Here is a 13,333-nt window from a genome sequence, read left to right on the forward strand (position 1 = left end):
GTTATGAGCGTGATTTCTCCTCAGATTCCGGCCTCTGAACTTATTATTAATGCAGATGGAAGCATATTCCATCTGCATTTGAAACCGGAGCAATTGGCTGAACGTATCCTTTTAGTAGGTGACCCAGAGCGAGTTTCGTTGGTTGCTTCCCACTTGGATACACGCGAATGTGAAGTTTCCAATCGAGAATTTCATACGATTACGGGGACTTACCAAGGAAAACGAATTTCGATTGTTTCCCATGGCATTGGTACCGATAATATTGACATCGTACTGACCGAATTGGATGCATTGGCCAACATCGACTTTGCCACACGCACCATCAAACCAACGTTCAAACAACTCACCTTAGTGCGCGTCGGAACGAGTGGCGGGCTTCAACCCTTCACTCCTATTGGTTCTTACATAGTTGCGGAGAAATCAATTGGATTCGATGGTGTTCTCTATTTCTATGATAAGAATGAACAGGTACGTGATTTGCCTTTCGAACAAGCATTGGTACAACAATTGGATTGGAAACTTGAACGCTCCCTTCCCTATGTCGTTTCAGCAGATACCTCTTTAGTGGAACAAATCGCACAAAATGATTTGATTCGAGGCGTGACAATAGCGGCCAATGGATTCTATGGTCCCCAAGGACGCCAACTCCGCTTGCCTCTTGCCGACCCGCAACTAAACCAAAAGATAGAGGCTTTCCATTGGGGCAAATATCAAATAACCAATTTCGAAATGGAAAGCTCCTCTTTAGCAGGTTTGGCCGCTTTGATGGGACATCGCGCAATGACCGTCTGCTGTATCATAGCCGGGCGCTTGAGCGGAAAAGCCAATACGACATACCATGGTTCCATCAACGACCTCATCCAAAAGGTACTGGATCGTATTTGAGTAAGCTGAGATCACGAACCACAGTCTCTTCCATTACTCTGCCATAAATCTGAGTAGTGTGTACATTCTTATGTCCCAACAATCTTTGGACAGTCGTAATGTTAGCACCCAGATAAAGTAATAACGTTGCATGAGTGTGCCGGGCCAGGTGAAAAGTCACCCACTTATTGATATGTGCCATTTTTGCTATGATTTTCAAATGTTTATTCACATTCGAATTGGAGTTTTTCATAGCAGAAAAGAGATTATCATTCTGACTATACTTTAAGAAAATAGGAATTGTTTTCCCTCCGAAAAGGAGATAAAGCGGTAAACGAACATATTCGCCCGTCTTTACCATCTTACAAAACAGCCACCATTTTCCATGGATAAGTTGGAAATTATCCACCGTCAGCCGAGTTACATCCGAATAACGCAGACCTGTATAACAAGAAAAAAGAAACATATCTCTCGAACAAGCCATTCCCTGCTTAAAATGGCTTACATCCAAGTCCTCGATACGTTTTAATTCATCCGGCATCAGGGAATACCGAGGTTTGGCCACTTCTTTAATCCTATATTGCCCAAAAAGATCCTTATTATCCATTAATCCAGCATAATATGCCTGGTTTACATAACGCTTAATATGCCGCATGTGTTTGGCAATCGTATTCTGATTATAACGCAAGGTCAACAAATATTTTTCGAAATTACAAAGGAAAGTATACGTAATATCCGAGAAGCGCAAATTCGGAGCAAAACGCTTCAAAAGGATAAAAGTAGACTTATGATTCTCGAGAGTCGATTTTGCCAGATGCAACGCATCCTTCATTTCTTTCTCATAAAAATCTAAAAACGAAATACCTTGATATTGTTTACTTGAAAGGATGAACGAACCATCCCAACACTCCCATGATGCTGACATCGTATATAAATAATCACGCATCAAACCAAATACATAGTTTTCCATGGCTCAAATAATTATTTAAAGACAAACACTTAATATTGTTTTTCCAGCACTATTTGCTTATTTACGCACGCTGGTAATTCTTGAGGATAATGCGTCACATAGACCAATGTCTTTCCGAGACGCGAACAAAAACGATCGATAATAGCAGCTGCTTTTCGCTTATTGCTGATATCCAGTCCATGCAACGGTTCATCCAAGATAATCAAATCCGGATCCTTAACAAAAGCCCTTGCCAATAAGACCAAACGTTGCTCACCCGAAGAAAGCGTTAGAAACGAACGCTCTTTCAATGCCTTGATACCAAATAACTCCATCCAACGCAAAGCACCTTCTTCCTGCTCTTGACTACATTTTCGGAATAGACCAACCGAATCAAAATAACCCGAAGCTACAATTTGGAGGGCTGGTACGTTCTCCATGCAATAAAGATGCATCTCTGGCGAAACATAGCCGATACGCTTCTTGATATCCCAAATACTCTCACCCGTACCACGCTTTTTGTCGAAAAGATACAATGTATTGGCATATGATTGCGGATTGTCGGCATATACCAAACTCAACAAAGTGGATTTGCCGGCTCCATTCGGACCAAATAACGCCCACTTTTCACCATTCCGAACTTCCCAATTGATATCTTTCAAAATCGTCCGCTTTCCATATCGAATCGAGACATGTTCCATACGAAAGGTTACTTTATGCGTCGAAGGTTGTTTATTACTATCTACCGGCAAGACAAATTCCGAAGCCTTTATCTCAGGGAAAAGTCGTTGAACCAAACCTGTATCTTGCAAAAAAGCTTCTCGCTTCATCGGTTCATAACAAGTTTGCTGATTTATAGGCAATACATCCGTTATCATCTCTGGAATATCGGCAGGATTCGATAACAAAAGAATAACCTGCACCTGATGCCAACATGCGATTTGTTCTAACATCTCGACCAACAAATTGCGCGACGACGCATCCAAACCAATGAACGGATTATCCAAAATCAAAATATGTGGACGTGCCAATAGCGTACGAGCTATCAAAAACTTCCGTAATTCACCACTTGAAAGGAAGATTAACTTCTTTGGTAACAAATCCTCAATGCCGAATAAATGCAAAATTTCCTCTAAGTTTTTCGTCCCTAAATATGCCTTCAATAGCGATTCCACCGTAGGAACATCATCCGTTTCTGTCGAATGCCATCGTTGTTGATAATAACTGTTCCGGCAATCGGCCAACGAATAAATATCCTTGAAAGCGATGCTTCGAATCCACTCATGCACCGGGACCGTTTGCCCTAAACAAACTTCTCCTGCTTTTAAAGCAATCTTCCGTTGCAGAATGTCCGTCAACAACGTTTTTCCGGCTCCATTCGGACCTACGACCGCCCATTGTTCCCCTTCGCGAATTGTCCATTCCACCGGCGATGCAAATTGTAATTCAGGCAAACGAGGTATTGCCTGATGAATATGTGCTATTTCCTTTCCCATATTACTATTAAAATATGCGTGTACCAACCTGTTTATCAATATCTGATGCACGTGTAATAACCACTTGCCTTACACCAGCATCAATGGCCTGAAACGCGTTCTCTAATTTGGGAATCATACCTCCCTGAATAATTCCTTCAGCTACATATTGCTGAAACATTTGTCGATCTAATTCGGGAATCACACTGTCGTCATCCGCTTCATCCCGCAACACGCCTTTCTTCTCAAAGCAAAACATCAACGTTACATCGAAATAAGCGGCTAAGGCTTTTGCGGCCTCACCGGCAATGGTATCAGCATTGGTATTCAACAAATTTCCTTGCTTATCATGCGTCAATGGCGCTAATACCGGAACAACACCTTGCGCAATCAAATTGGCAAGTAAGCCCGCATTTACCTCTTTCACATCTCCGACAAAACCATAATCAATATCTTTTACCGGACGTTTAACTGAACGCATCAGGTTCATATCTGCCCCGGTCAATCCCAAAGCATTTACTCCCAATGCTTGTAACCCAGCCACAATAGTTTTATTGACCAATCCACCGTATACCATTGTTACGACTTTTAACATTTCTGCGTCGGTAATTCTTCGGCCATTTACCATCTGGCTTTCGATTCCTAACTGCGCAGCCACCTTCGTTGCCGAACGGCCACCACCATGTACCAATACCTTGTATCCTTCTATTGAAGAAAAATCTCGAAGCAATTGTTTCAGAGTATCAGCCTCTTCCACGATTTTTCCACCAACTTTTACTAAAACCAGCTTTTCCATCTATATTTTATTTAGATTTTTTTCATTTCAAAGGTAAGAAAAAAAAGAATAATATCGTATATTTGCACTCGCAAATGCGGCAGTAGCTCAGTTGGTAGAGCATTAGCTTCCCAAGCTAAGGGTCGCGGGTTCGAGTCCCGTTTGCCGCTCTTACAATAAATCAGGCAATTATCTTTCGAGGTAGTTGCCTTTTTTAGTATATCCACATTAAACATAATTTCTTATCGTATCTATTTAAACCTTATTTTTATCTTTACTGTCGCAAATATAGCGCAAAATATGACAAATGGGAAAAATATATGGGATAAAAGAACTTTTTTGTTGCCACATAGCGTTCTTTTTACTCTATTCGTTTACATTTTCCACTATATTCTTTTACCGTCAAACGGATAATCTCGGTGCGATGAAAGGATTTCTCGGCATACTTTCGGCCGATTTCCTTGTCGTTGGGAGAATATTTGTCCAGTAGCAAATCTAATGCTTGTTTCTTTTCTTCGGGTGTAAGCCCTATTTCTGCCAGACAATGCAAGACGATACTTTCATAGGCTGTCGTGAAACGACTTGAGGCGACACGTGTCCGTCCTACGACACAAAACGAGACATCCGGGCAATAGGCAATACAACGCAATTTCCTTCCGGCAGGAGCACAATGCACGTACAAGTATTTTCCCCCATCCCATACATAATTGAGCGGGACGCCATACGCGCCACCGGCTTCATCTACCAATGACAGCACACCATATTCCCCTTCGCGCAAGAGTTGGCACGCGGAGGCTTCGTCCAAGAGACGGTCTTGTCGCCTTACGGTTTCATTCACATACTTCATTTGTCAATTTTATTTGTTTGATTTTTCGATATACATAGTAAAACGCCGGAATGAGAAACAGGTCGGCAAAGAGCCAAGCGGTCGAATCGCCAAAGCATACCGCTAAATAACCCCACATCGGAACGGCTATCACACTGACCAAAATACGTGCAATCATTTCAGCTACGCCTGAAAACATAGCCAAGTTCGTAAAGCCTGCGCCTTGAATGGAATAACGCAAGATGCATAGAATCCCCACCAGCGGGAAGAAGGTGGCGGCTACGTGCAGGAAAAGTGTCGCGTCGCGCAAGATTTCCGCCTCGCCGGCATCCACAAACAGATACAACAGGGGGCGGGAAAACAGCATCAACACGGCAAACGTACACACGGCATAGATGGCCATCATCCCGCTGCTCGCCTTGATTCCCTGCCATACGCGTTCCGGACGGCCGGCTCCATAGTTCTGACCTACGTAGGTAGCCATCGCAATACCCAGGCTCTCGAAGGGTGTCAAGAAAAACATCTTAATGCGCATGGCGGCTGTAAAGGCGGCCACGCAAGCTGTTCCCAACGCGTTGTTCGCGCTTTGGAGCATAATGCTGCCGATGGCCGTAATCGAGAATTGTAATCCCATCGGGACGCCAATTCCCAACAGCGTCCGTGCCAACGCCCGGTCGAATTTCCGTTCTGCCTTTTCGCCTTGCAGGATGGGAAAACGTGCATACATATAATAATAGCACAACAGGGCAGACACGCCCTGCGAAACGACCGTGGCAATACCCGCTCCCATCACGCCCCAGCCTAACGTCAGGATGCAAAACAAATCCAGCACAACGTTCAACACGGTCGAGAAAAGCAGGAAATAGAACGGAGTCTTGCTATCGCCCAAAGCTCGTATCACACTGGCCAACAGGTTGTACAAGAAAGTGCAAGGGATGCCGAGGAACGTCACGAGTAAATACAGGTAGGCGTCGCGAAAGATGGCATCCGGCGTACGCATCATCCGCAGGATATCTGCACATAGCCAACTCGTCACGGCGGCAATCACGACCGACATCACCACCGCCAATTGCACCCCTACCGCTACGCAACGCCGCATCGTCTGGTAGTCTCGCGCACCAAACTTCTGCGCGACCGGAATGCCAAAGCCGCAACAGCATCCGTTGCAGAATCCTAATATCAAGAATACCACCGACGTACTGGCACCCACCGAAGCCAATGCGTTGATACCTAAAAATCTACCCACAATAGCTGCGTCAATCAACGAGTAGGTCTGCTGCAACACATTGCCCAACAACAGCGGCAGCGTAAAGCTGAAAATCAAGGGAAGCGGTCTTCCCGCCGTCATTTCTTTTGATAATGCCATAGGTTTCACTATTTTTGCGGCTGCAAAGATATGGAGAAAACAAATAACCTGTCCCGCATCGAACGGGAAAAGCATGTGGTCCGGCTCATGATTGACCTCTATTGCCGGAAAAAGGAGGGACACGCGACGCGCTGCCCCGCCTGCCAAACCCTGTTATCGTATGCCTACGTCCGGCTGGAACGCTGCCCGTTTGGCGAGGCCAAAACCTCCTGCCAACGCTGTCCTATCCATTGCTACAAAGCCGACATGCGCGAACGGATGCGCCAAGTCATGCGCTTCAGCGGCCCGCGGATGTTGCTCTACCATCCTTGGATAGCGCTCCGCCATCTCTTCGGGAAATAGCCTTCACACCCACCCCTTCTCGGACGGGAGACCCTTCGCCGCCCGCCCTATCCAGGCTCCGTATCTCATATGGAATACGAAAATATTCCATATGGAATACAAAAATATTCCACGTGGAATACGAAAATATCTCTGGTTAGATATGAAGCATGAACAGGACGGACGGCGAAGCGTCAACAGACCAAGCGGCAAAAGAAACGCGCCCCGGTCTTCGCAGACGGGAGCGCGCTTTGAATAGAATTTTCTACTTATGATTCTACCGTTCGTTGAACACGCCAAGCTCCGCAATGCTGAAGTTGCCTTTGCGTTCGAGCACCGTCATGCGCACGGCATCGGCATAGACTGGGGAGAAACGGTGAATTTTCACGCGCGTGGGGTTGTTGCCTTCAAACAAGGGTTGCCACGTGCCGTTGATGCGGTATTCGAAGCGGTAGCGGCTCACGGCTTCGGTGTCTTTTTCGGTGACGACAACCATGTTGATGCGCTGTTCTTTCTCCAGATAGACGGTGAGGTGGGGTTGCTCCACGGCAGGGTTCGATGTCCATCCGGTGGTGAAATCGTCGTCCGTTGCGAAGTCCGAAATGGCGAAGTCCCAGCTCCAGCTGCTGTCGGCGCGTTTGCCCTTGGCAAGGTTGGATGAGATGATGGGCACGTCAGTAGGCGAAAGGGTGGCGGCACGGTGGTTGTTGGTCCATTTCCTGCCTATTTCGGCGAGGGCGTCGATGGCGTTCTGGTCGATTAGGCCGTCACGGTTGGGAGCGACGTTGAGGATGAAGTTGCAATAAGCGTCGCCCATCGGTGCGATGTTGTCGTCGATTAATTTCTGCACGTCCTTCACCGGTGTGGTAGGAAAATCTTCTTTCCAGAACCAACTGCTGTTGATGGGGAGGCAAGAGAGGGCGGGCAATGCGTTCCGCTCTTTGGAGATATGCTGGCCGGCACCCTGCTCGTACGATTTAATGTCGGTGTAGAAGAGGGCTTCGGTCGGATATTTGGCAGCATTGAGGTCCATGACGAGGCAGTTGGGCTGAATCGACTTTATGAGGCGGTAGATTTCCTCAAACGGAATCTCGTCGTAGCTCAAACGGGACCAGGGAGCATCCCAGCCGTCGATGATAATGGCGGAAATCTCGCCGTAGTTGGTGAGCAACTCGCGCAATTGGTTCTTCACCATCTCCACGTGCTCTCGCGTAATCCAACCTTTGCGCAAATAGTGGTGGGTGTCGAGAATGGAGTAATAAAGCATCACTTTCAGACCTTTGGCACGGAAGGCATCGGCATATTCCTTCACCACATCACGCTTGAAGGGGGAAGACATGACGGAATAATCGGTCGTTTGGGTGTTCCAGATGCAGAAACCGCTGTGGTGCTTGGTCGTCAGGCAGCCGTAAGTCATGCCGGCAGATTTAGCGGCATCCGCCCACTGGTTGCAGTCGAGCTTGACGGGGTTGAACAAAGCCGGAGAGGCGTTGGGGTCGGGCCAATCGGCGTTCGCATAGGTCGGCATATTAAAATGGATGAACATACCGAAGCGCAAATCAATGAAATCCTGCTGTAACTGGTGCAACGACTTCGTTTGCGCCCATGCACCAACCCAAGTAAGGAAAGCGGCAAGTAACAATGAATATTTTCTCATGTCTTTATAAATAAAAGAGGTTTATATTAAGTTTAGCTATAATCTTTTAGGTACGGACAAAGAAGTATTTCCCGTCCCGTTTATTTTGCCGCAAAGGTATAGCGATTGATAAGAATCAAACTACATTTTTATTTTGATTTAGTTGCACTATCTTACGATTTACACTACTGGAATCCATGATACAAAAGCTGAGGTTTTCCTATCATCCAGCCTGATACGATGAGAGAGTACAAGGTTTACCACTAACTAAACCACACAAAAAAAGGCATACCGCACGCGATATACCTTTTCTTTTATGCTTTATACTCGATAACTTCGATTAAGCATCCCCTTTAGGAACGAAATCCTGAAAGTTGGCAGTCTTACCTTCGCCCGCAGCGCTCTCGTTGTTAGCAGGAGCAGCCGTACGTGCGTTAGCCAACATCGCTTCATACTTCCGCAAGTTGTCTTGCAAAGCCATAAAGAGGCGATGAGCATTGTCCGGAGTCATGATGATGCGGCTCTTTACCTGTGCTTTCGGAGCACCCGGAACGACACGGATAAAGTCCAAAATAAACTCCGAAGGAGAGTGCGAAATAATCGCAAGGTTAGAATAAGTACCCTGAGCCATCTCTTCAGAAAGCTCTACTTGGATTTCGTTGTTGTTTGTCGGTTTGTTTTCTTCCATGATTTTTAAATTATATGAGTTATTACGGCTGCAAATATACATACTTAAATCGGAATATCGGTACACAGATACCCAAAAAAACTAAAGGCAACCACTTTCACAAGCGGTTGCCTTCTTTCTACCTATTATCGTAAAATTCAAAACAATTAATCATCCTTATCCATAGCGTTGAAATCGACTACGTTTCTGCGGTTAGCCAAGAAACGATCGAAATCGTCTTTCGCTCCGACAATCAACTTATCGAACTCACGCTGTCCTGTACCAGCCGGGATCAAATGTCCGCAAATGACATTTTCCTTCAAGCCTTCCAGATAATCTACTTTGCCATTGATAGCAGCTTCGTTCAACACCTTCGTCGTTTCCTGGAAAGAAGCGGCCGACATAAAGCTGCCGGTTTGCAAAGCGGCACGGGTAATACCCTGCAAAATCTGATTAGCCGTGGCTGGCATCGCATCACGTACCTCTACGAGCTTCAAATCGCGACGTTTAAGCATACTGTTTTCATCACGCAGCTTACGAGCCGTCACAATCTGCCCAGCCTTCAACGTTTGCGAATCACCTGCATCTGTGACTACTTTCTTACCCCAGATGCGGTCATTTTCTTCCATGACTTCGACTTTATCTACCACCTGTTGCTCCAAGAAACGCGTATCTCCCGGATCAACAATTTCCACCTTACGCATCATCTGACGTACAATAACTTCGAAGTGCTTATCATTAATCTTCACACCCTGCAAACGATAGACATCCTGAATTTCATTCACGATATACTCTTGCACGGCAGTCGGACCCATGATAGACAAGATATCCGAAGGAGTAATAGCACCATCCGACAAAGGCATACCTGCACGAATATAGTCGTTCTCTTGTACTAACAACTGCTTCGACAGCGGCACCATATACTTCTTCACCTCGCCTAACTTAGAAGTTACGGTAATTTCACGATTACCACGTTTAATCTTACCGAAACCTACTTCACCATCGATTTCAGATACAACTGCAGGGTTAGACGGATTACGAGCTTCGAACAACTCTGTTACACGAGGCAAACCACCCGTGATATCACCCGCTTTACTTACCGCACGCGGAATCTTCACCAATACTTCACCTGCTTTCACCATATCGCCTGCATCCTTCACTACGTGAGCGCCAAGCGGTAATGAATAATTCTTCAAATAATTACCATTCTCGTCTACGATATGAGCAGCTGGAGCCTTCGTTTTATCTTTCGATTCGATAATGATCTTTTCCTTCAAGCCAGTCGTCTCATCGCTTTCAACCTTATAAGTCACATTCTCAATAACGCTTTCGAATTCCAATTTACCAGAAACTTCCGATACGATAACGGCATTGAACGGGTCCCATTCGATAATGACATCCCCCTTCTTCAACGTATCGCCGCTATTGAAGAACAACTTCGAACCATACGGAATATTATGCGTCATTAAAACAATCTTCGTATGCGGATCGATCAAACGCATTTCAGCCAAACGGCTGACAACGACTTGATGAGGTTTACCCTCCTCTTCGGCATTCACCGCGCGTAATTCGTCGATTTCCAACAACGCACTATCATACTTACAAGAAATACTATTTTCCGTAGCCACATTCGAAGCAATACCTCCGACGTGGAATGTACGCAAAGTCAACTGAGTACCCGGCTCACCAATGGACTGGGCAGCGATAACACCGACCACTTCGCCCTTCTGAACCATTTGATTCGTAGCCAAATTACGGCCGTAACACTTCGCACATACACCTTTCTTCGATTCGCACGTAAGTACCGAACGGATTTCTACGCTTTCAATTGGAGACTCTTGAATCTTCTTAGCAGCCTCTTCACGAATCTCTTCACCAGCTTTTACAATGATTTCACCCGTCGTTGGATGGATAACATCGTGTACAGACACACGACCTAAAATACGTTCATACAACGAAGCAATCACTTCTTCATTGTTCTTCAACTCCGTACATACCAAACCGCGTAACGTACCGCAATCCTCTTCGTTGATAATCACATCATGCGAAACATCGACTAAACGACGTGTCAAATAACCCGCATCAGCTGTTTTCAATGCCGTATCGGCCAAACCTTTACGAGCACCATGCGTAGAGATAAAGTACTCCAACACAGACAGACCTTCCTTAAAGTTAGAAAGAATCGGGTTCTCGATAATCTGACCACCTTCAGCTCCACTCTTCTGCGGTTTTGCCATCAAACCACGCATACCTGACAACTGACGAATCTGCTCTTTCGAACCACGGGCACCTGAATCCATCATCATGAAGATAGAATTGAAACCATCGTTATCTTCCGTCAATTGTTTTATCAAAATATTCGAGAGCTTGCTATTCACATGCGTCCAAGTATCAATAATCTGGTTATAACGTTCATTATTGGTAATGAAACCCATATTATAATTAGCCATGATTTGCTCTACTTCGTCATAACCCTCTTTTACCAAGTCATCCTTTTCCGGTGGAATCAACACGTCAGCCAAATTGAAGGACAAACCTCCCTTGAACGCCATATAATAACCCAAATTCTTGATATCGTCCAAGAACTGAGCAGTACGCGCCACACCACAAGCCTTAATTACTTTACCAATAATATCGCGCAAAGCCTTCTTTCCTAATACTTCGTTCAGATAACCAACTTCCTTCGGTACAAATTCGTTCACCATCAAACGACCTACCGAAGTCTCGACCATCTTCTTCACGATATTACCATCACCATCCAAATCGTCTACATACACTTTAATAGGCGCATGAATGTCCAATTTCTTCTCATTGTAAGCAATTGTAGCTTCTTCCGGTCCGTAGAATACCAAGCCTTCACCCAACGTACCTTTGCGCAACTTCGTAATATAATACAGACCAAGCACCATATCCTGAGAAGGGACAGTAATAGGAGCTCCATTCGCAGGATTCAAAATATTATGAGAAGCCAACATCAATAACTGAGCTTCCAATACCGCCTCATTTCCCAAAGGCAAATGAACCGCCATCTGATCACCATCAAAGTCCGCATTAAATGCCGTACAAGCCAACGGATGCAACTGAATAGCCTTTCCTTCAATCAATTTAGGCTGGAATGCCTGAATACCCAAACGGTGCAACGTAGGGGCACGATTCAATAATACCGGATGCCCTTTCATCACATATTCCAGAATATCCCAAACAACGGGTTCCTTTCGGTCTACAATCTTCTTAGCAGACTTTACCGTCTTTACAATACCACGCTCAATTAGCTTGCGAATAATAAACGGTTTATACAATTCAGCCGCCATATCTTTCGGCAAACCACATTCGTGCATCTTCAATTCAGGACCTACCACAATTACAGAACGAGCTGAATAATCTACACGTTTACCCAACAAATTCTGACGGAAACGTCCTTGCTTTCCCTTTAAACTATCCGATAATGACTTCAATGGACGATTTGCATCAGTCTTCACCGCACTCGACTTCCGAGAGTTATCGAACAACGAATCAACTGCTTCCTGAAGCATACGCTTTTCATTACGTAAAATCACTTCCGGAGCTTTAATATCTATTAAACGCTTCAAACGATTATTACGAATGATAACACGACGATACAAGTCATTCAAATCTGAAGTAGCAAAACGACCACCATCTAATGGAACCAACGGACGCAATTCAGGCGGAATCACCGGAATCACCTTCATAATCATCCACTCCGGTCTATTTTTACCTTTCGATGCACGGAAAGATTCAACTACCTGCAGACGTTTCAATGCCTCATTTTTACGTTGTTGAGAACTATCTGTATTCGCACGATGACGTAATTCATAAGAAAGGGAATCCAAATCCAAACGTGTTAATAAATCATACACAGCTTCTGCACCAATCTTTGCTATGAACTTATTAGGATCTGAATCTTCCAACAATTGGTTTTCTTTGGGCAAATTGTCCAAAATTTCCAAGTATTCTTCTTCCGACAATAAGTCCAACTCTGCCACCGAATCAACGCATCCCGGTTGGATAACTACGTATCTTTCATAATAAATAATAGCATCCAACTTCTTTGTGGGCAATCCCAATAAATACCCAATCTTATTAGGCAACGAACGGAAGTACCAAATATGTGCAATAGGAACAACCAAATGAATGTGTCCCATACGCTCACGACGAACTTTCTTTTCGGTAACTTCCACACCACAACGATCACACACAATTCCTTTATAACGAATCCGTTTGTATTTACCGCAATGACATTCATAATCCTTCACAGGACCAAATATACGCTCGCAGAACAAACCATCGCGTTCCGGCTTATATGTGCGATAGTTAATCGTTTCAGGTTTCAACACCTCACCATACGAATTCTCTAAAATTTCCTCTGGCGATGCTAACCCTATCGATATTTTCGTAAAGTTACTCTTTATCTTACTATCTTTTCTAAAGGCCAT

10 protein-coding genes and 1 tRNA gene are annotated in these 13,333 nt (G+C 44.9%); 3 read left to right on the forward strand and 8 right to left on the reverse strand.

The window, feature by feature from the left end; genetic code table 11:
- Positions 1-3: 3 nt before the first annotated feature.
- Positions 4-885: a nucleoside phosphorylase gene (locus B5F77_RS03075; protein ID WP_087327477.1), complete on the forward strand. Its 882-nt coding sequence runs from the start codon at positions 4-6 to the stop codon at positions 883-885.
- Here the strand turns inward: B5F77_RS03075 and B5F77_RS03080 are convergent.
- The 3 genes from B5F77_RS03080 to argB are packed head-to-tail and all read right to left on the reverse strand — an operon-like array spanning position 857 to position 4,084.
- On the reverse strand, positions 857-1,834 hold the full coding sequence (locus B5F77_RS03080; protein WP_087327480.1) for a site-specific integrase: 978 nt from the start codon (positions 1,832-1,834) through the stop codon (positions 857-859). The genes B5F77_RS03075 and B5F77_RS03080 overlap by 29 nt on opposite strands.
- Positions 1,835-1,863: 29 nt before the next feature.
- Entirely contained in the window at positions 1,864-3,309 is a 1,446-nt protein-coding gene (locus tag B5F77_RS03085; protein WP_087327487.1) for an ATP-binding cassette domain-containing protein, read from the reverse strand.
- A gap of 7 nt (positions 3,310-3,316) precedes the next feature.
- Complete coding sequence (gene argB / locus B5F77_RS03090; RefSeq protein ID WP_087327489.1) at positions 3,317-4,084, reverse strand: acetylglutamate kinase; 768 nt, start codon at positions 4,082-4,084, stop codon at positions 3,317-3,319.
- Positions 4,085-4,160: 76 nt separating this feature from the next.
- Here argB and B5F77_RS03095 point away from each other — a divergent pair.
- A tRNA-Gly gene (locus tag B5F77_RS03095) sits at positions 4,161-4,233 on the forward strand.
- A gap of 191 nt (positions 4,234-4,424) precedes the next feature.
- Here B5F77_RS03095 and B5F77_RS03100 read toward each other — a convergent pair.
- Both B5F77_RS03100 and B5F77_RS03105 read right to left on the reverse strand, forming a co-directional pair.
- Positions 4,425-4,910, reverse strand: a complete 486-nt coding sequence (locus B5F77_RS03100; protein ID WP_087327492.1) for a pyridoxamine 5'-phosphate oxidase family protein — start codon at positions 4,908-4,910, stop codon at positions 4,425-4,427.
- Positions 4,894-6,255 carry an MATE family efflux transporter gene (locus B5F77_RS03105; protein ID WP_087327495.1) on the reverse strand — a complete coding sequence of 454 codons (1,362 nt, stop codon included), beginning with the start codon at positions 6,253-6,255 and terminating at the stop codon, positions 4,894-4,896. Before B5F77_RS03105 ends, B5F77_RS03100 begins: the two co-directional genes overlap by 17 nt.
- Positions 6,256-6,285: 30 nt before the next feature.
- Between B5F77_RS03105 and B5F77_RS03110 the strand changes: the two genes are divergently transcribed.
- On the forward strand, positions 6,286-6,597 hold the full coding sequence (locus B5F77_RS03110) for a nitrous oxide-stimulated promoter family protein (RefSeq protein ID WP_087327498.1): 312 nt from the start codon (positions 6,286-6,288) through the stop codon (positions 6,595-6,597).
- A gap of 256 nt (positions 6,598-6,853) precedes the next feature.
- Here the strand turns inward: B5F77_RS03110 and B5F77_RS03115 are convergent, their stop codons facing one another.
- The 3 genes from B5F77_RS03115 to rpoC form a co-directional block, all read right to left on the reverse strand.
- Complete coding sequence (locus tag B5F77_RS03115) at positions 6,854-8,233, reverse strand: alpha-L-fucosidase (RefSeq protein ID WP_087327501.1); 1,380 nt, start codon at positions 8,231-8,233, stop codon at positions 6,854-6,856.
- 319 nt (positions 8,234-8,552) lie between these two features.
- Positions 8,553-8,900, reverse strand: a complete 348-nt coding sequence (locus tag B5F77_RS03120) for a DUF3467 domain-containing protein (RefSeq protein ID WP_087327504.1) — start codon at positions 8,898-8,900, stop codon at positions 8,553-8,555.
- 146 nt (positions 8,901-9,046) lie between these two features.
- Positions 9,047-13,333 carry a DNA-directed RNA polymerase subunit beta' gene (gene rpoC, locus B5F77_RS03125; RefSeq protein WP_087327507.1) on the reverse strand — a complete coding sequence of 1,429 codons (4,287 nt, stop codon included), beginning with the start codon at positions 13,331-13,333 and terminating at the stop codon, positions 9,047-9,049.

It is taken from the genome of Parabacteroides sp. An277 (assembly GCF_002159645.1).
Taxonomy (GTDB): domain Bacteria; phylum Bacteroidota; class Bacteroidia; order Bacteroidales; family Tannerellaceae; genus Parabacteroides.

Coding starts and splice junctions, on each gene's coding strand:
- B5F77_RS03075 (WP_087327477.1), top strand. CDS start 4: ATGAGCGTGATTTCTCCTCAGATTCCGGCCTCTGAACTTATTATTAAT.
- B5F77_RS03080 (WP_087327480.1), bottom strand. CDS start 1,834: ATGGAAAACTATGTATTTGGTTTGATGCGTGATTATTTATATACGATG.
- B5F77_RS03085 (WP_087327487.1), bottom strand. CDS start 3,309: ATGGGAAAGGAAATAGCACATATTCATCAGGCAATACCTCGTTTGCCT.
- argB (WP_087327489.1), bottom strand. CDS start 4,084: ATGGAAAAGCTGGTTTTAGTAAAAGTTGGTGGAAAAATCGTGGAAGAG.
- B5F77_RS03100 (WP_087327492.1), bottom strand. CDS start 4,910: ATGAAGTATGTGAATGAAACCGTAAGGCGACAAGACCGTCTCTTGGAC.
- B5F77_RS03105 (WP_087327495.1), bottom strand. CDS start 6,255: ATGGCATTATCAAAAGAAATGACGGCGGGAAGACCGCTTCCCTTGATT.
- B5F77_RS03110 (WP_087327498.1), top strand. CDS start 6,286: ATGGAGAAAACAAATAACCTGTCCCGCATCGAACGGGAAAAGCATGTG.
- B5F77_RS03115 (WP_087327501.1), bottom strand. CDS start 8,233: ATGAGAAAATATTCATTGTTACTTGCCGCTTTCCTTACTTGGGTTGGT.
- B5F77_RS03120 (WP_087327504.1), bottom strand. CDS start 8,900: ATGGAAGAAAACAAACCGACAAACAACAACGAAATCCAAGTAGAGCTT.
- rpoC (WP_087327507.1), bottom strand. CDS start 13,333: ATGGCCTTTAGAAAAGATAGTAAGATAAAGAGTAACTTTACGAAAATA.